Annotated in this window: 24 protein-coding genes; 4 read left to right on the top strand and 20 right to left on the bottom strand. The window is 56.3% G+C overall.

The features are described 5' to 3' along the window. Positions 1-52: 52 nt before the first annotated feature. Positions 53-1,009 carry a quinone oxidoreductase family protein gene (locus AC0IXH_RS06645; RefSeq protein WP_471720230.1) on the top strand — a complete coding sequence of 319 codons (957 nt, stop codon included), beginning with the start codon at positions 53-55 and terminating at the stop codon, positions 1,007-1,009. Here AC0IXH_RS06645 and AC0IXH_RS06640 read toward each other — a convergent pair. Together AC0IXH_RS06640 and AC0IXH_RS06635 are read right to left on the bottom strand one after the other, a co-directional pair. After that, on the bottom strand, positions 1,006-1,431 hold the full coding sequence (locus AC0IXH_RS06640) for a GNAT family N-acetyltransferase (RefSeq protein ID WP_134824104.1): 426 nt from the start codon (positions 1,429-1,431) through the stop codon (positions 1,006-1,008). The genes AC0IXH_RS06645 and AC0IXH_RS06640 overlap by 4 nt on opposite strands. Positions 1,432-1,503: 72 nt before the next feature. Then, positions 1,504-2,205, bottom strand: coding sequence for an SDR family NAD(P)-dependent oxidoreductase (locus AC0IXH_RS06635; RefSeq protein WP_013202126.1), 702 nt, complete (start codon positions 2,203-2,205; stop codon positions 1,504-1,506). A gap of 163 nt (positions 2,206-2,368) precedes the next feature. On the opposite strand from AC0IXH_RS06635, the gene AC0IXH_RS06630 reads away from it, so the two are divergent. Beyond that, on the top strand, positions 2,369-3,286 hold the full coding sequence (locus AC0IXH_RS06630; RefSeq protein ID WP_471720229.1) for a LysR family transcriptional regulator: 918 nt from the start codon (positions 2,369-2,371) through the stop codon (positions 3,284-3,286). Between the two features lie 101 nt (positions 3,287-3,387). Next, a complete protein-coding gene (locus tag AC0IXH_RS06625) occupies positions 3,388-4,023 on the top strand; it encodes a TetR/AcrR family transcriptional regulator (protein ID WP_013202128.1) in 636 nt (211 codons plus the stop codon). Here AC0IXH_RS06625 and AC0IXH_RS06620 read toward each other — a convergent pair. From AC0IXH_RS06620 to AC0IXH_RS06585, 8 genes are all read right to left on the bottom strand, one after another. Continuing rightward, entirely contained in the window at positions 4,018-4,608 is a 591-nt protein-coding gene (locus tag AC0IXH_RS06620) for a PqiC family protein (RefSeq protein WP_471720228.1), read from the bottom strand. The two genes, AC0IXH_RS06625 and AC0IXH_RS06620, sit on opposite strands and share 6 nt — an antisense overlap. Positions 4,609-4,619: 11 nt before the next feature. After that, complete coding sequence (locus tag AC0IXH_RS06615; protein ID WP_471720227.1) at positions 4,620-6,230, bottom strand: PqiB family protein; 1,611 nt, start codon at positions 6,228-6,230, stop codon at positions 4,620-4,622. Next, positions 6,227-7,321, bottom strand: coding sequence for a paraquat-inducible protein A (locus AC0IXH_RS06610; protein WP_471720226.1), 1,095 nt, complete (start codon positions 7,319-7,321; stop codon positions 6,227-6,229). The genes AC0IXH_RS06615 and AC0IXH_RS06610 overlap by 4 nt, the downstream gene beginning before the upstream one ends. A 17-nt stretch (positions 7,322-7,338) precedes the next feature. After that, on the bottom strand, positions 7,339-7,992 hold the full coding sequence (locus AC0IXH_RS06605; RefSeq protein WP_471720225.1) for a DUF3313 domain-containing protein: 654 nt from the start codon (positions 7,990-7,992) through the stop codon (positions 7,339-7,341). A gap of 173 nt (positions 7,993-8,165) precedes the next feature. Further along, positions 8,166-9,566 (bottom strand): M24 family metallopeptidase, encoded by a 1,401-nt coding sequence (locus AC0IXH_RS06600; RefSeq protein WP_471720224.1) that lies wholly within the window; start codon positions 9,564-9,566, stop codon positions 8,166-8,168. 12 nt (positions 9,567-9,578) lie between these two features. Then, entirely contained in the window at positions 9,579-10,070 is a 492-nt protein-coding gene (locus AC0IXH_RS06595; protein WP_013202134.1) for an Hcp family type VI secretion system effector, read from the bottom strand. Positions 10,071-10,317: 247 nt separating this feature from the next. Beyond that, positions 10,318-10,839 carry a DUF2778 domain-containing protein gene (locus AC0IXH_RS06590; protein WP_013202135.1) on the bottom strand — a complete coding sequence of 174 codons (522 nt, stop codon included), beginning with the start codon at positions 10,837-10,839 and terminating at the stop codon, positions 10,318-10,320. Between the two features lie 141 nt (positions 10,840-10,980). Next, positions 10,981-11,799, bottom strand: a complete 819-nt coding sequence (locus AC0IXH_RS06585) for a PadR family transcriptional regulator (protein ID WP_471720223.1) — start codon at positions 11,797-11,799, stop codon at positions 10,981-10,983. A gap of 253 nt (positions 11,800-12,052) precedes the next feature. Here AC0IXH_RS06585 and AC0IXH_RS06580 point away from each other — a divergent pair, with 253 nt between their 5' ends. Continuing rightward, positions 12,053-13,189, top strand: a complete 1,137-nt coding sequence (locus tag AC0IXH_RS06580) for a GGDEF domain-containing protein (RefSeq protein WP_471720222.1) — start codon at positions 12,053-12,055, stop codon at positions 13,187-13,189. A gap of 69 nt (positions 13,190-13,258) precedes the next feature. Here AC0IXH_RS06580 and AC0IXH_RS06575 read toward each other — a convergent pair whose 3' ends face one another. The 10 genes from AC0IXH_RS06575 to AC0IXH_RS06530 form a co-directional block, all read right to left on the bottom strand. Next, a complete protein-coding gene (locus AC0IXH_RS06575) occupies positions 13,259-14,860 on the bottom strand; it encodes a mechanosensitive ion channel family protein (protein ID WP_471720221.1) in 1,602 nt (533 codons plus the stop codon). 83 nt (positions 14,861-14,943) lie between these two features. After that, the gene (locus AC0IXH_RS06570) at positions 14,944-15,237 is read right to left on the bottom strand and encodes a YicS family protein (protein WP_013202139.1); all 294 of its coding nucleotides are present in this window, start codon (positions 15,235-15,237) and stop codon (positions 14,944-14,946) included. 19 nt (positions 15,238-15,256) lie between these two features. Continuing rightward, on the bottom strand, positions 15,257-16,285 hold the full coding sequence (locus AC0IXH_RS06565; RefSeq protein WP_013202140.1) for an HAD family hydrolase: 1,029 nt from the start codon (positions 16,283-16,285) through the stop codon (positions 15,257-15,259). Continuing rightward, the gene (locus tag AC0IXH_RS06560; protein ID WP_471720220.1) at positions 16,282-17,298 is read right to left on the bottom strand and encodes an oxygen tolerance domain protein; all 1,017 of its coding nucleotides are present in this window, start codon (positions 17,296-17,298) and stop codon (positions 16,282-16,284) included. The genes AC0IXH_RS06565 and AC0IXH_RS06560 overlap by 4 nt, the downstream gene beginning before the upstream one ends. Beyond that, positions 17,295-18,821 carry a vWA domain-containing protein gene (locus AC0IXH_RS06555; RefSeq protein ID WP_471720219.1) on the bottom strand — a complete coding sequence of 509 codons (1,527 nt, stop codon included), beginning with the start codon at positions 18,819-18,821 and terminating at the stop codon, positions 17,295-17,297. The genes AC0IXH_RS06560 and AC0IXH_RS06555 overlap by 4 nt, the downstream gene beginning before the upstream one ends. Continuing rightward, the gene (locus AC0IXH_RS06550) at positions 18,818-19,795 is read right to left on the bottom strand and encodes a VWA domain-containing protein (protein WP_424692095.1); all 978 of its coding nucleotides are present in this window, start codon (positions 19,793-19,795) and stop codon (positions 18,818-18,820) included. The genes AC0IXH_RS06555 and AC0IXH_RS06550 overlap by 4 nt, the downstream gene beginning before the upstream one ends. After that, positions 19,788-20,228 carry a DUF4381 family protein gene (locus tag AC0IXH_RS06545; RefSeq protein ID WP_053143156.1) on the bottom strand — a complete coding sequence of 147 codons (441 nt, stop codon included), beginning with the start codon at positions 20,226-20,228 and terminating at the stop codon, positions 19,788-19,790. Before AC0IXH_RS06545 ends, AC0IXH_RS06550 begins: the two co-directional genes overlap by 8 nt. After that, a complete protein-coding gene (locus tag AC0IXH_RS06540; protein ID WP_471721131.1) occupies positions 20,229-21,134 on the bottom strand; it encodes a DUF58 domain-containing protein in 906 nt (301 codons plus the stop codon). Continuing rightward, positions 21,134-22,126, bottom strand: coding sequence for an AAA family ATPase (locus tag AC0IXH_RS06535; protein ID WP_471720218.1), 993 nt, complete (start codon positions 22,124-22,126; stop codon positions 21,134-21,136). Before AC0IXH_RS06535 ends, AC0IXH_RS06540 begins: the two co-directional genes overlap by 1 nt. Continuing rightward, complete coding sequence (locus AC0IXH_RS06530; protein ID WP_471720217.1) at positions 22,123-23,412, bottom strand: anaerobic sulfatase maturase; 1,290 nt, start codon at positions 23,410-23,412, stop codon at positions 22,123-22,125. Before AC0IXH_RS06530 ends, AC0IXH_RS06535 begins: the two co-directional genes overlap by 4 nt. Positions 23,413-23,447: the final 35 nt, after the last annotated feature.

Genomic DNA, 23,447 nt, shown 5'->3' with positions numbered 1-23,447 from the left:
CAACGACCTGACGGTCAGCGCTGGTTTATGACGAATAACGAAAGGATTACCCATGAAAGCTGCAATCTACACCTCACCTGGCAAACCTGAAGTCCTCCATATTGCTGACGTTGCCGATCCGGTTCCTGCGGATAATGAACTGTTGATTCGGGTTGAAGCGATCAGCATTGAGGGGGGTGATCTGGTAAATCGCCGCGAATTTCCTCAGGAAGACCATGCGGTGATCGGCTATTCCGCCGCCGGTGAAATCGTACAAATCGGTAAAGACGTCAGCGGATTTAGTCTGGGTCAAAAGGTCACGACCTTCTCGTGGAAAGGCTCCCACGCTGAGTTGCGCGCTGTTCCGGCGGGCAACTGTTTTGTGGTACCGGATGGGCTGGATTTGGGCGTGGCGGCCACCATCCCGGTCAGTGCCGGAACGGCGGCATGGGTTCTGGAACTGGGCGCGCTCAAGGCCGGTCAGACCGTGCTGGTGTTAGGTGCCAGCGGTGGCGTGGGCGTGGCGGCAGTGCAACTGGCGGCGAAGAAGGGCGCGCGCGTGATTGGCACCGGCACCCGTGCGGAAAGCCTGGAAAAACTGCGCGAATATGGCCTGTCTGACGCCATCGTCACCGCCGATAAAACCGCCCATGAGCAGGTTCGCGCACTGCTGGACGGCAAAGGCGTCGATCTGATTATCGATAACGTCGGCGGCGATGTATTAAATGACGCGCTTCAGGCATTGAACGAAGGCGGACGGGCGGTATTGGTTGGTGTATTCGGTGGCCGCAAAACGCAAATCGATGCCGGACAATTGCTGATGCGCCGTCAAACGGTGATTGGCTGCCTGCTTGGCCCAATTATGGGTGAGCCGGAACCGCGTAAACTGATTGAGGAACTGCTCAACCAGGCGCTTAGCGGCGAACTGAACGTGCCGATTGACGCCACCTTCGCCTTCGCCGATGTGGCCGAAGCCCATCGCCGTGCAGAAGAGCGCGGCCGCATTGGCCGCGTGGTGATGACCCTTTAGTCAGCCAGATCCTCTTTGGTCAGATAATGTCTCTGCATGCCTCGCTCGGGGAAATCCGGCAGAGACATTTTCAGCGCATAGCCGAGTTTCTGGTAAAACGGCAGCGCCTGGAAGCTCATCGTATCGACCTGAACATGCAGGCAGCCCAGCGTCAGGGCTTCCTGCTCTGCCGCTTTCATCAGTTCACTGCCTAATCCAGAGCCTCTGCTGCTTTCGCTGACCCACAGATAATCAATGCACAGCCAGGGACCTCTTTTGGCGGCAATTAACCCGCCGGTCATCTTGCCTTCACTGTCGTGGCGGTAAATCCCCACCTCATGCCACTGGCTGTTACTGAAAAATTGGCGGTTATACGCTCGAAGCCCATCCAGCAATTCTTCACGATCTTTATCGGTAATTTTATGGCTGACGGTCAGTTTCATTGCGGTCCCTTTTTGCTCTGATTTTAAGGCGTTATAACACAATAACCCCTCTCCAGATCAATGATCCGCGCCTTACCACGGCACCACCTTTCCCTGATAATCCAGATAGTGCAGCCCGCGGCGGCCTTCATATTCCGCCATGGTATTGACCAGTGACGGGATGCTTTCACCGATGGTTAACCGCGCGCCGGCACCGCCCATATCGGTACGTACCCAGCCTGGCGCCATCAACAGCAGCGTTTTGCTGTCATCACTGTGGCGCGCGGCAAAACTGCGCATAAACATATTCAACGCCGCCTTGCTGCCGCGATAGAGTTCGTAATTGCCGTTGGTGTTATTGGTCAGGCTGCCCTGGCCGGAAGACATCACCGCCAGGGTTCCGTTTTGCTCCACCAAATCCTGAAACGCTTCGATAAAGCGCATCGGGCTGAGGGCATTGGTGATCATCACGCGAATAAACTCCTCGGTGGACACATCGGCGATGGTTTCTCCGTCCTTGTTTTTCACCCCCGCATTAACAAACAGCATCTCAAAGCGATGTTCACTGAGGCGTGAGTGCAGATCCTGAACCTCGTCCGGCACGGTGATGTCGACGGTTTCCACTTCAAGCGCATGCGGGAACTGCTCTGCGAGCATCTCCAGTTTTTCGGTGGAAGCGCTGCGGCCGGTGGCAACCACCTTGCAGCCGCGCTGCAGATACTCTTCGACCAGCGCGAATCCCAGCCCGCGAGAAGCGCCGACGATCAGCACGGTTTTGGCATGTGATAAAGGCATTATGCAGTTCCTCTGAATAAGGCTTCCGGTCTGGGAAGCGAAGACGTTTGCGTCACTGAAAGAAATATAGACCCGTAACAGACCGGGCGGAAGACGCAGCATTTGCAGTAATAACCTGCATCAAACGCCTTCCCACCGTTTCTGTTGCATGCCAGGATAGGGCATGACTGATCCCGATCTGAACTTACTGATTGCGTTAGATGTGCTGCTGGCTGAAGTCAGTGTGGCTGGCGCTGCGCGTCGGCTTGGCTTAAAAGCTTCGGCGATGAGCCGCACCCTGAGCCGGCTGCGTGCGGTAACCGGCGATCCGTTACTGGTGCGTGCCGGACGAAAAATGGTGCTGACACCCTATGCCGACGGCCTGCGCGAACGCACCCATCACGCGGTTTCCGATGCCCGATCGCTGCTGCGACCTTCCACCAACACCTTGCAGTTAGCCACCCTGGAGCGAACCTTTACGCTGCGTACCAATGACGGTTTTGTGGAAACGTTCGGTGCGGCATTGATTGCAGCCGCCGCTGCCGTTGCGCCCGGCGTGTGTCTGCGGTTTGCGCCCAAGCCGGAAAAAAGTGCCGAACCGCTCAGGGAAGGGCTGATTGATATTGAGATCGGCGTACTGGGTGAGATGGGGCCGGAGGTACGGTTGCAGGCGCTGTTCCGCGATCGTTTTGTTGGCGTGGTCAGAAAAGGGCATCCGCTGGCGGCAGAAACCCCTGTCAGCAAAGCGAGTTATGTTTCCTTTAGTCATGTGATCGCTTCACGCCGTGGAAAGCTACGGGGTCCGGTAGATGACGCGCTGGCAGAGTCCGGCCTGCAGCGGAAAATTGCGGCAGTGGTGCCGGGCTTTTCTGCCGCGCTGGCGGTAGCTGAAGCGTCCGATTTGGTGGCGCTGGTGCCCGCTTCCTGCCTGAACAACGCCATGCTGTCGGGGCGACTGGTTGCCTTTGCGCTGCCGGTGAAAACGGCCGAGATCACCGTTGCGCAGATGTGGCATCCCAGGCTGGATGCGGATGCCGCACATCGCTGGCTGCGCCAACTGCTGCTGAGCGTCTGTCGGCCGCAAAATACGCTATCGTCCTGAGCTGTGGCATACTGCGTATAATAAACCGTACGGTTCAGTAATTAATAATGCGGTTCCGATCGTCATCGCATCAAGGCTCAACCCGTTTTTAAGGAATAATTATGAGAACACTGACAGAGGAAAAACGTCAGGCAATCATTGTCGCGGCTTCCCAACTTTTCCAGGATGTTGGCTACGAACGCGCCTCAATGAATGAAGTAGCAAAACGAGCCGGCGGTTCCAAAGCCACGCTGTATAACTATTTCGCTTCGAAAGAAGCGCTTTTTGAAACGGTGGTCCGCCATCACAGCACCCGCTTTCTGACTGAAGCCGCGTTGCAACTGGTGGCAGAAGAAAACGTTGGCCAGAACCTGGAACAACGGCTTATTCAGTTTGGGGAAGGGATGTTGAAGGTGCTGGGCGGTGACAATCAGGCGATGCAAATTTACCGCGTGGTGGTCGGTGAAGCGGGGCATTCTGATATCGGCAACCTTTTCCTCGATGCCGGCATTCGCGAAAGTATGGGCACGCTTGGCCAGGTGATGTCTGAAGCCATGCGGAAAGGTGAGCTGAGTGAAGCCGATCCGATGCTGCGAGCCCAGCAATTCACGTCGTTAATGAAAGCCGAGATAGACGGTTTCATGCTGCAGCGGGAAATTCCCCAATTCACCTCAGGGCAGATCGCACTGATGGTGACCAGGGGCGTGAACGTCTTCCTGTACGGCACCCTGGCTGGGCAGGCGGGTCGCCAGTCATAAGTTTCCCTGTGCCGGACAGGATGCTGTTTGCGTCGACAAGGTGATTGCGGTCGCTGCAATCTGTTCACTGAGCCGGTTGAGCAGGGTTTGCCACGCCGGGAACAGCGCTGAAACGTCACCCCTTACCGCTTGTGATAAATCGCTGTGACACAGGGCCTGACGGTTTTCAGGTTTCAGCGTCAGCACCCAGTCAGCCTGCAGGTGGATTTTGTTTCCTGGCCAGCTGTCAAAACGGCGCACTTTTACCTTCACGGTGACCTCGGGCCGGTTCGGCTGATTCGCCAACCCGGAAATATCCTGCGTTGCCAGTCGCTCCGCCAGTTGAGCGGACAGGGCGGTGGTAAACTCATCAGCCAGCGGGCTTAACCAGCGCTCGTTTTCAAGTATCGCCGCGCCGCTGCTGTTCTCTCTGATCACCACCTGCTGCATATCGAGCTGTGCCGGCACGATAACCGGCAAAACACTGATATCAAAATGGCTCCGATAAGCGGCGGAAGGCGTGCTGCTCATTAAGGTGTGATAGTGACTATCAGGCGACGTACATGCCGCCAGCAGCAGGCATATTCCGGGCAGTAAATATCTCACTCGACCCTCCATTACTGTTTCCCTTCTGACTTCGCCTGGCGATCGGCCGCGCGGCCCTGAATCAACGATTCGGGATGGCGGCTCAGCTGGTCGCTGACATTTCTGATCGCTTTAAACGCCCGTGCCGATTCCTGCAGGGTCTGCACTAACCCCATTAACAGCGGTGAATCTTCGGAAGTTATGTTCTGAACGTTGTCACTGCTTTTCTGTACCGACAGCAGCAGCGAATTGGCGCCAGGTAAGGTTTGTGTATTGACGATGCGCAGGGTTTTGCTCAGTTCGAACAGCGTGCTGTCCAACCGGTTGCCGATCGATTCCAGCGGCATTTTATTGACCTTACCGACGATATCGGCGAGCTGTTGCTGAATTTCATCCAGTCCGCCGCCGATCGTTGGCAGCATTAACGGCCGGGCATGGCGATCAAACGGGACCTTTGCCGCCTTGGGGAAAAAATCCAGTGTCAGGGTCAGCTGTCCGGTTAACAGGCTGCTGGCAACGGCTTGCGCCCGTAACCCGTGATCGACCAGATCCTCGGTGAAAACAGCGGCCGCCATTGCCGGATCGCCTGAAGATTTAGGCAGTTTATTGAGCACGTTGCCCATTCTGGCCGGATAGACCTCAATATCGACCAGCGTGGGGAAACGATAGCCGTGGGGATCGTAGTCCAGCGAGACGGCAGAGACCCGGCCGATCCTGACGCTGGCGAACACCACCGGCGCGCCCACCTCCAATCCACGCACCGAGTGTTCAAATCTAAGGCGAAAAGTCATCGCCTGACCATCTGCGGGCGCCATCGCTTTATCCTGATCGGCGGCCAGCGGGAAAATGGCGGCAGGATTAGCGGGTGCTGATGGCTGACTGTCCGGCGTGTAAAAGGCGATGCCGCCGGCCATAATGGCGGCCACCGTTTGTGTCTTTAACTGGAAACCGTTACTGCCAACGGAAAGATCCAGCCCGCTGACGTTCCAGAACCGACTATTGGCGGTGACCAGGCGATCGTAAGGGGCGTCAATAAAGACTCGCAGCTGAACGCCTTTCCCGTCCTCCTGAAGATGGTAGGAGGCAATGCGGCCAACCTGCACCCGGCGAAAGTAGACCGGCGAACCCACATCCAGCGAGCCCAGATCGTCTGTGTTAAGCAGAAATTGACTGCCGGGCGTATCGTTGATCACCGAAGGCGGCTGTTCAAGCCCGGTAAATTCGCTGGCATGTTGCGCGGCTTTGCCTTTATCCACGCCGATATAGGCACCGGAAAACAAGGTATCAATTCCGCTCACGCCATTGATAGCCACGCGCGGCCGGACGACCCAAAAACGGCTGTCTGCGGCGGTTAAATTCTCTGCATTTTTATTCAGTCTGACCTGCACCAGCACCTTTGCATCGTCAGAACTTAGCGAAACCGCCTCCACCACACCGACGTTGACCTCTTTGAACTTCACCACGGTTTTTCCCGCCTCCAGTCCTGAAGCATTGGTGAAGACAACGGTGATCAGCGGCCCTGCGGCCAGATGAGACTGTATGAGCAGGGTTATCCCGATCACCAAAGCCACCATGGGCACCAGCCAAATCAGATAGGGTTGGCTGCGCAGATAGAGTGGCTCGTCAGTTGGCTGTGCGTTCATGGCGTGACTTCCCAGATACTTTGTGAACGAAAACGCTGTGCCGACAGCATCGTCAGGATCACCACCAGCGCGAAATAGATAATCCCAGGCCGGGGTTCGGCTTCACTCAAGCCCGGAAATTGCACCAGACCGGTGATAATCACCACCACGAAGACATCAAGCATTGACCAACACCCGACCCATTCGGTGAAGCGATACAACCGGTCTCTTTCGCGTCGCGCCCACGGGCTTTTGCGCTGGCTGGTCAGCAGCAGCAGGCCCAATGCGATAAATTTAATAAAAGGAATAACCATACTGGCCAGGAAGATCAGCAGCGCAATGCCCGGAGATCCGCTGCGCCAGAACTCAATGATCCCCTCGAAGATGGTTTTCTCGCTGCCGGTGCCGAAAAAAGAGGTAAACATCACCGGCAGCACATTCGCGGGCAGGTAAAAAATCATCGCGGCTATCAACAGCGCCCACGCCTGACCGTTGCCTCCATGCTGGTCAGGTACCGACGGTGCTGCCCAGAAGGGACGAAGATCCCGTGCAGATAGCCGGAAGAAAAGCAGCTCAGACGCCGCAAGTGCCCATGCGCCGGCACCGGGTTTTACCTGAAGCAATGTGGATAGCTTGATGCCCACCACCAGAAACCCCACGGCAACCACCAGCGGCATGCTCCAGGGGGCGATGGTTCTGAGCAGGGAGGTAATTGCAGCAAAACCCGGGGCTTTTCGCTGAAATTGACCAAATAGTGACAGCCAGACGATCAGCAAAATCTGCGTCATCGGCGCGACGACGATCAAAAAAGTCGACAGCACCGACAGCAGCAGCGAGTGTGCCTCGCCCGGACCCAGCCAGGCGGCTTGCCATAACGTCATCTCTTTTGAGCTGCCCTGAAAATTCAGGCTGATCACGGGCAACAGGCAGGCAAACAGCCAGCCCAGCGCGGCCGCGACAGCAAGGGGTAACAGCGATGGCGCCTGGCCTGCTTTTCGCCACAGCGGTGCACGACAGCGACAACAGAGTGCCGCCTGACTTCCAACCGGAGGAGACAGGCGATGCAGGTAGTTGCACTGTGGGCACACCACCAATTCTGATTCTGGGTTCATGGGCCGGCCGTGGCGGATCACTTCAGCGTATTCGCTAATTCATCGGCCCCTTTGTCGATGCCGACTTTGGCCGCGCTAAGCGATCCAATCGTTGCGGAGATGTTCATGGCATTCGGATACTGACGGGCAACCCAGGCAGTCAGTAATGTATTGCTCTGCGCATCGTAAACTTCAACCGCATAGTCGACATAACCACTGAACATGCCCCGGCCACCGCGAACCGACTGCACGATATTGTACGGGCCGCCTGCAAGATCGAATTTGGTGAAGGTACCCACGACCTGGGTGGTGGTATCCGCTCCGGTCAATGTCAGTTTTATCCGCAACGTTTTCGGCGCAACCACGGTGGTTTCCTGATAGTGCGCGCGAAGACTGGCGGTGAATTTCTCCTTCATATAGGCCGCCAGCTGTTGGCGATCGGCTGGCGACATATCGCCAAACTGGCTGTCAGCACCCTGATAAATCGTCACCGGTTCAACAATCATGGTGCTGTACTGATTCCAGTCCACCTGCGTGCTGTACTTAAACGGGATGCGATCCGCTTCATCGCCCGTATTGGGTGTCAGCCGCGAGGCGGAATCTATCCCGGCATAGCGGCCGGGTGGCGTGCCGGCACAACCGGTCAGGAAAACAGCTACGGTGAGTAAGGCAACAGTCGACGGTCTGATCATTTTTAGGCCCTGGAATAAGGAGAGAGAAAGGTCAGTGGATAAACTCAGTTTATAACTGAACTGTACGGTTTAGTTATGCATGGGTTGTGAGGAAGTGTCAAGAGGATGTTGCGTGGTGTTAACGTGAGGGGGTTGATTAACGCCAGCCACAAAGGATGTGGCTGGCGGAGCGATCAGGGTTGACGCACCAGCGCCCGTGTTTTATCCAGCAGGAAAGGGCGCAGATAACCGACGGTGTTGGAAAGCAGGATGACATCCTCTGATACCGTGATATTCAGCACATCGCGCAGATAGCGTTTGCGGGTTTCCATCCGCTGCCAGACATCCGGATAGTGGGTTTGCAGTGCTTCTCTTAGCGCCGCATCAGCCAGCGCAACGGTATCTTCAATGCTGCAACCGCCATAGCCAGGCAGTGACGGAATAATGTCGATCTGAAAAATCATTCCGCTCTCAAGCGCGATCGTCGAATCCGGGTAGACCGGCGAGCAGAGCCACTCTTCATCCGCCACCAGATGGCCCGGATTTAAATGCCAGTGCCATTTCGCCTTCGGCATGGCTTCTTCAACAACCTGATAAAGCTCGCCGCCCGTCAGGCCTGGGCGAAGGGCTTCCAGCCAGCGGGTTACCGCACGATAGTAGGGGATGGCTAACGCCGGCAGATAATCCGCCACTGCCGCAGGCAGTTCATTTTCAGCCGCCACCACATAGGCGGAACGACTGGTCAGCCCGCCCTTAAAGCCGACGGTCATCGAGAACTTATCACCGGCCTGAATCGCTTTATCCGTGGGGTATAAGCCCGCATTGGCAAAGCGGTCGCCGGTGGCGGCGATGGTAATGACGCTATTCGGCTGACCATCCGCAGCTAATAGCTGGCCAATCTGCTTCTCGGTTTTACCGGGTTCAATCTGCTCAAGCGCGGCCAGCACGTTGGTTGAAGCCAGATTAGCGCCATACTCATAAAAGGCGATTTCGCTGGCGGTATTTAGCCGACGCACGCCAACGTCAGCGGAAATAAACAGCGAGGTGGCGTTAACCACATTTTTCCGCTCGCCTGCGGCGTCGATAATGGCTTCAACAATAAACGACGGCACGTCGAAGGTATAACGGGTGTCGCGCAGCCGGTTGGTAAATAACTTCCAGCCGACCACGCCGATCTGGCTTCCGCTGGTGAGGCCTGCCTGCAGCAGTACATCCACTAACGGCGCGTCGTTATCCATTGGTTGATTAGGCAGGGAAAAGGCCGGTGCGTGCAGGCATTTGCCGCCGTTGCGCGCAAAGGGAACCAGTTTCAGATTCTCATTACCCATCACGTAAGTCAGTTCCCCCTGCGCCGTGAGGATCAGCAAGGCTTCTTCAAAGCGCGGAATAAATCCGGCGAGGTATTCGAAATTCCCGCCATGCTCTTTGTCGGCATAAATCGCAATGGCATCAAGCCGATGCTGCTGCATGGCCAGGAGAATATTCTGCAGCCGCTGACGCATCGCCTCATCGCCGATCGCCGGCGATTTTGCATCAGGGAAGGTCTTGGGTGGCGGGACAGACGTAAGCTCAAAACGGACAGGGGACTGATTCATCGTCAACCTCAATTATGCTGTAGCTCTTTCATTCCATGCATCAGTGTACTGGATATTGCCATCTACAATGCGCCAGGTAATTTTTTCATACTGCATACTGACGCTTTCTGAGTGGTTCATTTTATCGTTTCCCGTAAGTTTTACATTGGGCACTGAGCAGTGAACGCTGGTGATTTTTACATTTTCCAGAAGCACCATATAGTAGCAAACCTCTTGCCCCGCATCATTGATGTTATAGAAGCGGATTTCAGCACTTTTTAATGACTGTCCGGTAGCTGCTGCCTTGTATAGATAGGGAGTTGAGCTATCGACATCCTTTTCAATACGCATTGATGAGTGCTGTCGCGTGCCTGTAATTTTTCCTGCTGCAGTGTCTACCGGTAGGTTTATGCCGTGACTTAATCCAATTATTTCAATGCTTCCTTCACGATCACGAACATCGACAGAGCCTTTAATTACTGCGCCGCCATCATCGGTTAGCCACATATAAGGTGGAATTGGCATTTAACTTCTCCTTATTTTTCGTAGTAACTTCATTGTTAAAATATAAATTACAGTAGTTATGGAAAATACAGAGATGACAGAGATATAAAAATACAGATCGTAAAAATTATCAGCTCCTATCTCTACATCACCATAGATAAGTCTAGCAATCCTAGTCGCTAAATCATGATCAAACCAAAATTCAGGACTGCCGAGCGCTCTTCCGGTGATTAATGACACCCCGAAATAAAAGATTGCTTTGATTGTTCTACGGACAAAAGTTCTTATTGCCACCGGCAATCACCTCTATCAATCCCCGAGCCATAAGAGATTTCATGCAGGGAACCTGTACTGGTGCAGTTTGAAGTAATGCATCACGAATCAAGGCATAATCAGAGTTATGAACTAATGTAATGCATCCTTCAGAGGAACGGCCGGGGTGAAGTCTGAATAATCCACGTTTAACTCCATTTATCCAGGTATGATCGTCAATCGTCAAGTCATCCCTGAACAATGCAAACCATTCATCACGACCAAATTCAGCGCCATTATAAATGCTGTTATAAATATCTTGAGACTTGGCTTTAAGCCACGAGCCTAACCCACCGCCACCACGCTCAACTATCCAGTATTTTCCTGGTGGAACAGGCCCTTCGTTGGGAATTGCTCCGCAGGCGGCATTGTTCATGTAAGCGCCTTTGCCAGAAAAGGCCATAAAAACGCCCACACCATAAAGGTTAAAGGGTACGTAATCCGCGCCGTTCAGAATCAGAGTTCCATTCAGTGCCATCGCTTCTTCTACACTCCATGTAATAACATTGTGTGATGATAACTTTGTTTATTATTTGGGGCCAGCGTTTATTAATTTAAATTGAAAATCAATTTGGCTTAAGTTGATAACGTGCGGGGGAAATGCCCCCCGCGCGTCGCCTTAACGGCCAACGGACTGCATTTGTACCAGCGTCGCCTGCAGAATCTCTGCAACCTTGCGCTGCGTGTCTTCATCGCTGCCGTGATACGCATGCAGCTGGCTGCGCAAATCGTGGATGGCCTGGGTCAACTCCGGTGAAAACGGCTGGCGGTGTTCGAACATCGCCTGACTGACGGAATCACTCTGGCTGGCAAACAGGGCCAGCTTGGCAATCAGGGCATCAGCCACCGCCTTGTTTTCGTTCAGATGCGCTTCGCCTTGCTCATTAATCGCATAGCGTTTGCGGTTGCCTTCCTGCTGAACGGTCACAAAACCCACATCCTCAAGGTAGGTCAGCGCCGGATAAATTACGCCTGGGCTTGGCGTATAAAAGCCACCGCTCTTGTCGGTCAGGATCTTAATCAGCTCATAACCGTAGCTGGCCTGTACTTTTAACAGGGACAGCAGCAGCAACTGCAGTTCGTCCGCGCCAAACTTACGGCCACGCAGGAAAGAAGGGCGATCGCGATGACCGGCGTCGTCCCGGCCGCCACGGTGTCCGCCGCGATGCCCATCATGACGATCGCCACGGCGATCGAAATGACGTTCACCAGACGCATCATGACGCCCGCGATGGTGGTGCTGATGTCCGCTGCGGGGATCTTCATGGCGGCTGCGCATCCGCTCATTGCGCATCGCTTCACGCCACTGGTCAAACATCATCGCCAGCGCCTCTTCGCGACTTTCGGCCTGTTGGAAGCAATCACTGCGACGGTCCTGAGACTGGGAGTGAGAATGGTGGCGACCGCCACGGCGATCATTAAACATTTCTTTAAACATAGGGTTCTCCAGATTGAAAGGTATCTTACGACTGTATCGTAAGATAGTGCTAGTTTTATATCTTACGATAGTAAATAGCAACAGACAGCGATCGGCATTGCGCACGTTATGTTCATTTCGGCCTGTGGGCAGGGACGGTGAAAAGGGGAATGCGCAGGGTGGATCACAGCGCCCATGCCGCCATTGGCGAGAAGGCCGGATCCGTCGCATACTCTTTTAATGATTCATTTTTATCATGTTAAGGAACAACGTCGTGATCAACGAGCAGCGTAAAACCACGCTTTCCTCCATTCCCTTGTGGCAGAGCCGTGGCCATATGGTCAGCCATGCCTTAGCGAAAAGCCTGAGCTGGTTCGCCTTTGTGAACGGCAGCTTTGCGCTGATGATTTACCTGCGCAACATCATGTTTGGCAATTTTGATGCGGGAGTGGTTGTCTCTGGCAAACTTCTGACGGTGATCGACCTGCTGATGTTAGCGACCCTGCTGGTGTCGGTCGCCATGCTGGCCATCTCTTTCGTTTTGAAGGCGAAGCCATCTCCAGCAATTAAGCCTTTACTCTCGCTCCTGTTGCTGCTGCAAAGCGGACTCTGGGCCGCCAGCTGCTTCAGCTTTATCACCGCGTTGCAGACGCCGCTTGCCTATCCCTTAAGTTCGATCTTGATGATGAGCGCGCTGGCCGCCCTCTATTACTGGCCTTCAGGTCTGCTGCTGTTTGTGGTGCCCATCTGGCTGGCCACGGTGGCGGGGAATCTGCAGGTCAATGCCGGGTTGAATCTGCGTTTTTCAGCGGTGTGCCTGATCTTCACGCTGATCCTGATTTACGGCCGCCATATGTTGCAGGGCTGGTTTAATGAAGCCTGGCTGCGCTTTCAGGAAAATCAGCTGCTGATTTCCAGGCTGGATACGCTGGCCCACCAGGATGTTCTGACCGGCACCGCCAACCGCCGTGCGCTGGAAGATCATCTGCACAATGCCGTCAGCCGACAGGCGAGCGTTGAGCTGATTATGCTCGATGTCGATTATTTTAAACGCTACAACGACCATTATGGTCATCAGGCCGGAGATGTCTGTCTGGCGGAAGTGGCTGCGGTGCTGAAAACGGCGGTACGCACCTCCGAGGATCTGGTGGCGCGTTATGGCGGTGAAGAGTTTGTGGTGATGCTGTTTGGCGCAACGCCAGCGGGCGCAGAGCAGATTGCCGAACGCATTCAGGCTAACCTGCAACAGGCGCATCTGCGGCACGAACGGTCAGATGTGAGTGACACTGTCACGGTGAGTATGGGCATTGCCTCATCGGATGGCAGTAAGGGCGTGGCGCAGATCCTCGCCGAGGCCGATGCCGCACTGTATCGTGCCAAGGAGCAGGGCCGTAACCGCTGGTGCCGTTAGGGGCACGCAGCGCATGTCAGCAGGGTGAGCGCTGAAGGTTGGCCGCTGTTCCGCTATCGCTACCCGCCGTTATTTTTTTGCCGGCGCACTGTACCAGTCCGCTTCTTTCACCAGGACCGGCGCGTCGGGCTGATTCACAAAGTTAGGCGACATAATCTGCACGGCAAATTCGCTGAACACGTCCTGTATATGGCCGTTGAGTTCACTTCTGACCGCGGCCAGCGACTGGCCTTTCAGCAGTCTCACCTGCAATTCATACGAGATATACCAGTCCATTAACGCCAGTTGGCGCACCACCGGCGGCTGCATGCCATCGATGCCGCTTGTCCGGCTGGCGGCAAGCTCAAGCATTGCATGTACCTGTCGCCACGGCGTGTCGTAACCGATGGTGACGCCGGTGGTCATGTTAACGCCGCCGCTTTGGACGTGGGTACTCAGATTGACAATTTTCCCGCTCACCACCACGGCATTGGGTACCGTCACTTCATAATTTTCCCGGGTGATGATTTTCGTCGCCAGAATGCCCACCTCACTGACCATGCCTTCATGATCCGCCAGCCGGATAATGTCACCCCGGCGCAGCGCGCGGGAATAGGTCAACACCAGTCCGCTCATCGCATGGTTCATCACCCCGGCGGAACCCAGCGTCAGCATTAAACCAAAGAACACGCTGATCCCTTTGAAGGCCAGTGAATTTGCACCCGGCAGAAATGGATAGGCGATCGACAGCGCAAACAGCCAGATCATCACGCTGATTAATTTACGGGTGACGCCAACGGTATCCGGGTGCAATCCCGGCAGCTGCAGGCTGCCGGTTTCAACCCGCTGCAAAACCAGTTTGAGCAGACGCTGGATAATTCCGGTCAGAACAAAGATAACGCAGACGATAAACAGCCCAGGCAGGGCAGACAGGAGAATCACCCCGGCTTTTTGCACCATGCCCACGCTGTAGCCACCCAGCTCCATGCCCCAGATGCGCGTATAGGGGAACAGCCTGAGTACCCAACTGATCCAGAGATAGAAGGCCAGCAGGCACACAAGGGTGACCAGTAATAAATATAACCGCAGTTCAAAAGCGCCGATAAAACCCCGTAACGATCGGGGGATCAGGCTTTTGTTCTTTTGCTGACGTTCAGCGAAGAAGTGCTTCACCGGCCTGATGGAATAGCCCGCCGCAACACACAAGGCGATGACCGTTATCAAACCGGCAAGGCTTTTGCCCAGTGATAACAGCAGGTATTTCGGTGAATACTGCTCAATCATCGCCTGTTGCAGCGTCTGTAATCGTTGTGCCACTTTCGTGGCGGCCTGCGGCAACGTCAGGTCATCGCCTTCATCCAGATCGCTATCGGCCAGCAGCATAAGGGGCTTGTTATTGACGCTAAACAAGACCGCCTGGCGTTGATAACGGGTGATTGGGGTGAGGACCAGCGGATGGCGCAGGTCATCCTGGCTCAAAGCCCGCACGGTATTCACAATGCGCTTTACCCGCTCCTCGGGCGTGGTGAGGCCGAATTTCGCCTGAAGCATCACCACCGGTTGATTAAGTAAGAACAGCGTGCGGGCTCTCTCCTGCGGAGAAGGCGACTGGCGCGGCTCGGCGCTATGAGAAAGAAAAGGGAATGACAGCAATATTCCCCAGAGCAGGCAGCAGATCGCGGGTTTGATCATCGGCAAACCTCTGGCACATCCGGAAAAAAATCGCACCTGACCGCGGCGTTTGCTGCCGCAGAATGGCTTCCCGTGTTCATTCACTATTTAATGTCAGGGCACTCTATGTCGTCGATAGCTTCGCCGTAGGCGTCGTTGTTTTTATTCCGTAACGCCGCGGCCACGGCGAGGATCTGCGATTCGGTCTGCTTATCGTGCAGGAACGTGGATTTTATTTTTGCATCGGGAATAGCGGGATCAATCTGGCAATGGCTGCGTAAGTCATTGATGATTTTTTGCTGCCTCAGCGCATAAGCCAGGTCGTCGTACGGTGCTGCCACGGCGGAAGCCGTCAGCGAAAATAAAACACCGGCCAGAATCGTTTTGCGAAAGTTCATGCTGTTGCTCCTGCAGAAGTTAGGGCGTTGTGGTGGTGAGTACGGTGCCATTCCCCGGACACAAGGCGGGATCGAACACCGTTTTCCAGTCTTTTTTCATATCAACAATCGTCCAGCCGTATTTTCCTGCCAGCGTTAATCCGTTCACTAAGGTTCCGCTGGCCGGCGGATGCGCATCGTAGGCATATTCGCGTTGGCTGTCGGTATGGTGTACCAGCAAACCAAAGGTTTTCACGTCGGGATTAGCTGAAGTGTATTGCAACATGGGCACATCGCCATCGCTGTTGCCAAAAGCGGCTACCGGGCGATGGCCCATAAACAGATGGATCGCCACCGGCTTGGCGGCGGCATCATCATAGAACGCACCGTTCATGGTTTTGCGCAGTTGGGTGCCGTTGTCGGTAAGGGAAAATTCAGATAACGAAAAGGAACCCACCACTTGCTCAGGCGGGATGTCATACATTTTCTCTGCCAGCACACGCATAAAATCCACGCCGCCACCGGAGATAATCCAGGTTTTAAAGCCGTTTTGCCGCAGATAATCCAGCAACTGGCGCATCGGTAAATACCCCAGCCGATCGTAACCGCAACCAAAGCGTGCGTGTTTCTGCGTGCTGACCCAGTCGGTCACGCGTTGGGTGAATTCTTCGGTGGTCATATTGCTGTGGGTCAGAGCGACCAGCTTAAACAGTCCTTTGCTGCCCGACGCGGCCAGCGTTTTGATGTCGTTCTTTAACGCCGCAGAAATCAGCGGATCGCTTTGCCATTCCGGGTGGGCTGGTGCCAGCCGCTTCAGCTCATCCAGCGCAAACTGCAGCTGGAAGGTGACCGGCGCTTCTGGCCACAGGGTGCCATCATTATCAAACACCACGTAGCGCTGCTTCTGCGGGATAAAGGCGGGATCGCCCGGCGTTGTGGCATGGCCAACCCACTGTTCGATGGCCGTTTTGGCGGCGGTGTCATTCCATGCCGACAGCGTCGGATCGGCGGCAGCCTGACACACGCCCACGCCGCATAACAGTGCCAGAGCACAGAGTTTACTCTTCATGTTTTCTTCCTTTTCAGCGTTGCCAGGTCGGGCAGCGGCACAATGCGCCAGGTCCGCAACCCGCGTTGGATAACAAAACGGCCCGTTCGCCATAACGCGTGACGCATAAACCAGCCGACAATCGCCAGCAAAATGAGCGCGACAGCAATCGATACGGCAGGCCAAAGGGTGCTCGTGCCTTTAGCTCGCAGGACGTTTTCACTGCCTGCCGCCCGTGCGGGCGCGATGGTGTAGGAGGCTGCGGGCAGCGAGGCAGTCTGCCACTGCTGATTGCGGGTGTCCCACCAACGCAGCTTGATCTCGGGCAGGGTCAGGGTGCCGGCCGTGGCGGGCAGATAGCGCAGGCGTTCAGTGCGCTGGGCGCCGATCACCTCACCGCGGCCCTCGGTTAGCAGGCTGTTTTCCGGCGTCAGGCGTTGTGTACCTGAGCCAGGAATGGCGAACAGGATTTGCGGGATCTGCGCCGGGATCACCGCCTGCGCCTGCACCGTTACCTGCCGTTCAATGACGTCGCCAACATGAATCGTCCGGTCGCCGTCGGCCCGCCAGACCTGTATTTTCTGCCTCAGGCTGAGGGCGCTGGCCGGCAGAAAACGATCCGGCTGCTGTACGCCGGCAGGCCAGCTGACCTGTTTCTCTATCGCCGGCAGCGTCACCGTTTGCGGCGGCTGCCCGGCCGGGCTTAGCGTCAAATCCATCGCCGGCAGCCTCAGCATACCGCCATCCCAGGCCACCAGCTGGCGCTCCATCCTGATGCCGCTCCAACTGGTACTTCCATCGCGCCGTGAAACCAGCTGGTTGGGCAGCGAAGTGGTCAGCAGCGTGCCATTTTCGACCGTCATTTCTGGCCATTCTGGCGGAGGATTAAACCAGCTGTCCGTCCAGAAGGTGATCGCCACCCGTACAGGTTGTCCGGGGACCAGATGATCCGGAGCTTCCAGTTCGCGGGTCAGCGTCATTGCCGCCTGCGGCATCGCGGAAAACAGTAAAAGTATCAGCAGAAACGGTCTCATTTCCCCTCCGCAGGCGCTGAGTTGTAGAGGTTTTCCAGCAGGCCGCTGGGTGACAGGCTGAGATTGTCGTACCACTGGTTCACCTGCGGCGAGTTGCCCGCCGTGACCTGCATATCCTGCTGCTTAACGCCCTGATCTTTCTTCAGATCGTTTTTGATCGCATCGGGCGTTTCATCCTGTTCCTTATGCTGAGAATCCTGACGATCGCGCTCTTTTTGCAGTAATTGCATGATGATGTGCGCAATCTTCGCCCGGTTATCTTTCGCCATCGTCCAGTCAGGCCGCAGGCTTAATGCCTGGTCATAACTGGTCAGCGCCTGCTGCCACTGCTTTTGCTGCGCGTAGCTGTTGCCGATCCACAGCAGGGTATCGGGTGTGGCTGGCGCCTGAAGAAAAGCGCTGGTGGCCGCAGGGAAATCGCCGGCGTTGTAAAGGGCAATGCCGCGCCACAGGGGATTGGTGAAATGCGCTGCTGCCTCAGCATAATCACCCCGGTTGAAGGCCCGCTGCCCCTGTTGATCCGGACTGATAAAGGCCTCAGTCCAGGCTGCGGCGGCCGGTGGCGTAAAGGTGGTCAGCGAGACGGCGATCAGCAGCAGTAAAATCATCTGCTGACGCCAGACCAGCAGCAATAACAGCATTGGGATAATCAGCAGGTAACCACTGTTTTTCCAATGCAGATCGCTGAGGGAGTTTTGCTGCGCCACCACGGACTGCTGAATGTTTTGCAGAATGGCGGGCAGGTCGTCATCGTCAGCGGTCGCCAGCGTTACCGGAATACCGTTATTGCGCAGCTGTTCGAAACGCGGCACGTTCAGGCGGGTATCAATCCCTCGCGCTGCCAGCGCCTCCGGCAGCGCGCCGCCTTTAGCCGTGCCGGGCACCCATACCTGCAACGGCAGTTTCTGTTCCGCCAGCCAGCGCGCGTCTTCCGCGCTGAGGTTGTCGGCCACCAGCAGCAGGCTGTGCGGCACCGTCGGCGACTGCGGCAGGTTTTTTAGCGCCAGCGCAATGGCTGCCTGTAATCCGGAACCTTCCCCTTCGGGCAGTTGCGTGGGCTGCTGCGCGTCGAGAAACAGCCGGAAAAATGCGCTGTCGTTGGTCATGGGCGTGGTCAAAAATGCCTGCGCGTTGTACACCACCAGGCCCATATGGCTGCCGGGAAGCCGGCTCATCAACGCCTCAATTTTCGGCTGCATGCGTTGATGACGGGACGGCGGTAAATCCTGCGCCATCATGCCCAGGTCCTGTTGCAGGATCACCATGACCTGAGTTTGCGAGGTCATGCCGGCGGGCAGATCTTTTTGCCAGCTCGGCCCGGCCAGCGCAATACAGCCCGCCGCGAACAGCCACGGCAGCACCTGGAACAGCGAGCGGCGCTGGCCATGAATGAGTGCGCGTGCGAAGGGTTTGGTCATAATCCGGTGCCAGGCGCTGCGCGAACCGCTGGCGAGAAACCACAGCAGCGGGCAGAGCAGCAGTCCCAGCAGCCGCCACGGATAGATAAAGTGCAAGTCCGTCATGATCTGCGCTCCCGGATAAGCCGTAGCACGGTGAACGCCAGCAGCAGAAACATCGCCAGCATTAACGGCCAGTGGAACAGCGGCAGGTGCCAGGAGAATCCCGTGGTCTTGACCTGCGAAGGCGTCATCGCATCAATCTGCTGCCAGACGTTGTCCAGCGCATCAGCGGATGTGTTTGCCTGCAGGGCTTCCCCACCGGTCAACTGGGCGATCTGTTTCAACAGCGCCGTATCCACCTTGTCCTCGCCACTGCTGTTGATGTCGCCAAAGGCGATGGTATGCACCTGAACGTGATGCGTTGCTGCCAGCTGTGCCGCCAGCGCCGGAGAGAGCTGTGACGCGGTATCATTGCCATCGGTCAGCAGGATCGCCAACTTGCTGGCATCCCGATCCAGGCTGCTGTCCAGCAACTTGACCGCCACACCCAGCGCATCACCGATGGCGGTTTGCTGGCCAATCATGCCGGGCGCCAGCTGGTTAATCCGCGAGAGTAACGCCTGCTTATCCTCACTGATGGGCGCAAAGGGCCAGGCGCTGCTGGCAAAAATAACCAGTCCGATGCGATCCGTTTTGCGCTGGGCGACAAAAGCACGTACCGATCGCTGTACCGCCTGCAGCCGGGTGATGCCATCCTGCGCATCGTTTTTCTCCATCGATCCGGACACGTCCAGAATCAGCACCATATTGCGCATCGGCTTGATGATTTGCTGTGGCGGCATCAGGTATTCCGGCCGGGCCAGCGCACACACCAGCAGCGTCCACACCAGCCAGAATACCAGCTGGGTCGGCCAGCGAATTTTTGCCGGTGGGGTATGCAGCTTCAGCTCTTCCGCCAGCGCCGGTAAAAACGGCACGCGGACTTTTTCTTCCTGCTGCCGTTCTTTTGTCGGCAGAAAGCGCATAAGCAGCGGCAGCAGCAACAGGATCCAGGCCAGCGGCCAGGCAAAATCAATGTGCGTCAGCAGCTCAGACATCGGGTAGCGTCTCCAGCCAGCGAGAGAGTTGCTGTTGCAGACGTGCATTCTGATCCGGCTCCAGCCGGTTATCCCGCTGACAATAGCGACCAATCAGCAGTTGTCGGTCCGGTTCATCCAGCGGCAAACGGGCGAGCAGGGCTTCTGGACGGTCCAGCGTTGAGATGTCATCGCGCGGATGGTGCACCAGCAAAATGCGTTTGATCACCGCCAGCCAGCCGTCGGCACTTTGCTCCTGCCGGATATGGCGTCGCGCTTCACGTCGCCACCGGTTCCGCCGCCAGCGCAACAGCCGGAGGCAGAACCACAACAGCAACGCTGCGAACAGTAACGCGCCGAGCACAATCCAGCCCGGCGGCAAGGGCAGCCACGGGATCGCCGCAGGCAGGGCGGGATGCGCCAAATCAGGCACGGAAAATCCTTTTGCCAGCATTTAAAACCCCTTTTGTAATTGCGGTAGCAGATCATCACCGACCACAATCTGATTGACCTTAATACCCAGCCGTGTCAGCCGGTTCTTCTGGTTTGCCAGCCGGGTGGTCACGCTGTCCTGAATTTGGCTGCGCAGGGCGGGCGAAAGCGAAAGGGTGGTTTGCCGATCCTGATACCAGGCGGCCAGTTGGCCTTGTGCCGGTAAACTCAGATGCAGGTCGTCGAGGGTAACAAACGCGCTGATTTCGCAGCGACGGCGCAAACCCGCCAACAGCGCTTCACTGTGATCATCCAGGTCGTGGAAATCACTGATAATCGCCAGCCAGCTACCGGCCGGCACGCTGCCAGCGATCCGTTCCAGGCTGCCTGCCAGGGTCATCGTTGTGGTTACTTCCTGCGGATATTGTTCCGCTAAACGCTGGTTATAACGCTCAAGGTGGCTCAGCAGCGGGGTCAGGCTGGTTTTGGGCGAGCGGCAGGGAGTCAGCGCACAGGTTTCATCGTCAAAAACCAGGCACCCGAGGCGATCGCCATCATGCCAGCTGCGCCAGGCCAGCAGCCCGGCCAGCGTTGCAGCAACCACCGACTTGCTCTGCCCCCGGGTGGCGAAATACATATCCAGACGCTGATCGACCAGCAGAAACACCGGGCGCTCACGCTCTTCGTTATACAGCCTTATCCAGGGCGAACGCAGCCTGGCCGTGGCCTGCCAGTCAATCAGCCGGACATCATCCCCCGGCTGATAGCGACGCAGGCTGTCAAAATTGAGGCCGCGACCCTGCTGTTTTGACGCCCGTTCACCCGCCATGGCTCCTGGCGGCATCTGTCCCGGCGGGTTGTTCAGCCTGCGGGCTTCGCCAGCCAGCGCCATCAGCGCGGCACGATCGATCACCAGAGGGCTGCTCATCATGCCACCACGGCATCAAGCAGCATTTGTATTGCCCGATCGGCGCTACAGTTATCGGCATTGGCCTGATAACTCAATAGCAGGCGGTGGCGTAACACCGCAGGCGCAATGCGCTTGATGTCTTCGGGTAACACCGCATCGCGGCCTTCGAGCCACGCCAGCGCGCGACCACAGCGATCCAGCGCCAGCGTGCCGCGCGGGCTGACCCCAAGGGCGATATAGCTGGCAAAGGTGTCACTGACTGAGGCGGGCTGCCGGGTCATTTCGACCAGATTAACGATGTAACTCTCCACCGTTGGCGCGACGTAAACGCTGGCAATCTCCTGCCAGCAGTTGGCTATGTCGGCCTGGCTTAGCCGGGTGATCGCTGCGGCGACGGCGTCGGGCTTGGCCGCCTGATACTGTGCCTGCTGCTCGGCCCGCACCAGTTGCATCACCTTTTGTTCGTTTTCCTGTGACGGATAGCTGACGAGGATTTTCATCAGAAAGCGGTCCAGCTGCGCTTCCGGCAACGGCCAGGTGCCTTCCTGATCGATGGGGTTTTGCGTTGCCAGCACCATAAACACGCCGGGAAGTGGCCAGGTTTTCCCGGCCACGGTGACGTGCCGCTCTTCCATCGCTTCCAGTAATGCCGACTGCACGCGGGCTGAGGCGCGGTTAATTTCATCCGCCAGAATAATGTTGCCGAACACCGGGCCAGGACGAAAGCGGAACTGGTCTTCTTCGCGCGTGGCATTTTGCTGGTAGATTTCGCTGCCGGTAATGTCCGACGGCAACAGATCGGGGGTGAACTGGATACGGCAAAAATCGCCCTCAAGGTGTTTCGCCAGTTCGCGCACGGCACGGGTTTTTGCCAGGCCGGGCAAACCCTCAAGCAGCACATGGCCGTCGCAGAGCAGGGCCACGATCAACATTCTGACCAGCTCTTCCTGCCCGAGCACCTGCGCGTTCATCTCGGTTTCCAGTGCCAGCATTTTTTCCCTTTGAGTCATAGCTGCTCCACCGGTTTAGGTTGCAGAAGGGTGGCAAGGCCAACCAGCATCGGGTGTGAATAGTTGAAAAAGGCTTTAATGCCTGGGCAGAGATAGTTGAGGCCCAGTTCGCCGTCTTCACTGCGCACCAGACGATTTTTCGGGCATTCGCCATAACACAGCTTCAGATAGGGGCAGCTTTTGCAGGCCTGCGGCAGGGTTTCGCGCTTACCGTAGCCGAAGGCTTTTTGCCGTTCAGAAAACGCCAGATGCGCCAGTTTGGTTTGTTTGATATTGCCCAACTGGTATTCGGGGTAGACATAGTGGTCGCAGGAGTAGATATCGCCATTTTTTTCGATGGCCAGCCCTTTACCGCAGAACTCCGAGGTGACGCAGATCTGCGCGGGCATGCCCATGGTCTGGGCAACGGCGGTTTCGAAAAGATTGACCTGCACGCGGCCCAGGTCGTTATTAACCCACTCTTCAAAGACGGCAATCAGGAAGCTGCCCCAGTCATCAGGATCGACCGACCAGTCGGTGACGATGGAATCCAGGTCTCCGGGTTTTGCGCGACGGGTGCCGGTGATCGGAATGCTGTCATCACGCCAGAATTGCGGCGCGGTACTTTTGAAGTCCACCGGCTCGACGCACGGATTGAACTGAATATAGGTGGCACCCAGTTCCCGCGTCAGGAAGCGATAAACCTCCAGCGGATACTGTGCATTGGTGCGATTAACGGTGACCAGGGCATTAAACGGCACCTGATGGCGCTTCAGCGCCTCGACGCCTTTCATCACCATGGCAAAGGTTGGTTTGCCGCTGCGCGTCACGCGGTAACGATCGTGAAGTTCCGCCGGGCCATCAATCGACAGACCCACCAGGAAATGGTGCCGCTTCAAAAATGTGGCCCACTTATCATTCAACAAAATGCCGTTAGTTTGCAGATCGTTTTCAATCCGCTGGCCGGGCTTCTTATATCGCTTTTGCAACGCAACAATTTTCTCAAAATACGCCAGTCCCATCAGCGTGGGTTCGCCGCCTTGCCAGGAAAACACCACCTGTTCGCCATCCTGACTGTCGATGTAATCGCGGATAAAAGCCTCGAGCACCTCATCGCTCATCCCGCTGTGATCCTGCTTCAGCAACTGCTCTTTATGCAGGTAGAAACAGTAATTACAGTCGATATTGCAACGCGATCCCGTGGGTTTCGCCATAACATGAAAACGGCGCTTATATTCCGGGCCCCGACCGTTGTACTTTTCTGCCGTGGGCAGTGCCTTAGCAGGAAGAGTGGTACTGTATTTCATCTCAGCCTCCGGAAGCCGGGCAGATAACCGCCCGG

It is taken from the genome of Erwinia sp. AC075, assembly GCF_979253995.1.
This window is presented reverse-complemented; position numbering and strand designations above follow the sequence as displayed.

Coding starts and splice junctions, on each gene's coding strand:
- AC0IXH_RS06565 (WP_013202140.1), bottom strand. CDS start 16,285: ATGAAGAGTAAACTCTGTGCTCTGGCACTGTTATGCGGCGTGGGCGTG.
- AC0IXH_RS06540 (WP_471721131.1), bottom strand. CDS start 21,134: ATGAGCAGCCCTCTGGTGATCGATCGTGCCGCGCTGATGGCGCTGGCT.
- AC0IXH_RS06545 (WP_053143156.1), bottom strand. CDS start 20,228: ATGCTGGCAAAAGGATTTTCCGTGCCTGATTTGGCGCATCCCGCCCTG.
- AC0IXH_RS06595 (WP_013202134.1), bottom strand. CDS start 10,070: ATGCCAATTCCACCTTATATGTGGCTAACCGATGATGGCGGCGCAGTA.
- AC0IXH_RS06600 (WP_471720224.1), bottom strand. CDS start 9,566: ATGAATCAGTCCCCTGTCCGTTTTGAGCTTACGTCTGTCCCGCCACCC.
- AC0IXH_RS06635 (WP_013202126.1), bottom strand. CDS start 2,205: ATGCCTTTATCACATGCCAAAACCGTGCTGATCGTCGGCGCTTCTCGC.
- AC0IXH_RS06615 (WP_471720227.1), bottom strand. CDS start 6,230: ATGAACGCACAGCCAACTGACGAGCCACTCTATCTGCGCAGCCAACCC.
- AC0IXH_RS06560 (WP_471720220.1), bottom strand. CDS start 17,298: ATGAGACCGTTTCTGCTGATACTTTTACTGTTTTCCGCGATGCCGCAG.
- AC0IXH_RS06645 (WP_471720230.1), top strand. CDS start 53: ATGAAAGCTGCAATCTACACCTCACCTGGCAAACCTGAAGTCCTCCAT.
- AC0IXH_RS06550 (WP_424692095.1), bottom strand. CDS start 19,795: ATGTCTGAGCTGCTGACGCACATTGATTTTGCCTGGCCGCTGGCCTGG.
- AC0IXH_RS06570 (WP_013202139.1), bottom strand. CDS start 15,237: ATGAACTTTCGCAAAACGATTCTGGCCGGTGTTTTATTTTCGCTGACG.
- AC0IXH_RS06640 (WP_134824104.1), bottom strand. CDS start 1,431: ATGAAACTGACCGTCAGCCATAAAATTACCGATAAAGATCGTGAAGAA.
- AC0IXH_RS06530 (WP_471720217.1), bottom strand. CDS start 23,412: ATGAAATACAGTACCACTCTTCCTGCTAAGGCACTGCCCACGGCAGAA.
- AC0IXH_RS06555 (WP_471720219.1), bottom strand. CDS start 18,821: ATGACGGACTTGCACTTTATCTATCCGTGGCGGCTGCTGGGACTGCTG.
- AC0IXH_RS06625 (WP_013202128.1), top strand. CDS start 3,388: ATGAGAACACTGACAGAGGAAAAACGTCAGGCAATCATTGTCGCGGCT.
- AC0IXH_RS06535 (WP_471720218.1), bottom strand. CDS start 22,126: ATGACTCAAAGGGAAAAAATGCTGGCACTGGAAACCGAGATGAACGCG.
- AC0IXH_RS06630 (WP_471720229.1), top strand. CDS start 2,369: ATGACTGATCCCGATCTGAACTTACTGATTGCGTTAGATGTGCTGCTG.
- AC0IXH_RS06575 (WP_471720221.1), bottom strand. CDS start 14,860: ATGATCAAACCCGCGATCTGCTGCCTGCTCTGGGGAATATTGCTGTCA.
- AC0IXH_RS06605 (WP_471720225.1), bottom strand. CDS start 7,992: ATGATCAGACCGTCGACTGTTGCCTTACTCACCGTAGCTGTTTTCCTG.
- AC0IXH_RS06585 (WP_471720223.1), bottom strand. CDS start 11,799: ATGTTTAAAGAAATGTTTAATGATCGCCGTGGCGGTCGCCACCATTCT.
- AC0IXH_RS06590 (WP_013202135.1), bottom strand. CDS start 10,839: ATGGCACTGAATGGAACTCTGATTCTGAACGGCGCGGATTACGTACCC.
- AC0IXH_RS06610 (WP_471720226.1), bottom strand. CDS start 7,321: ATGAACCCAGAATCAGAATTGGTGGTGTGCCCACAGTGCAACTACCTG.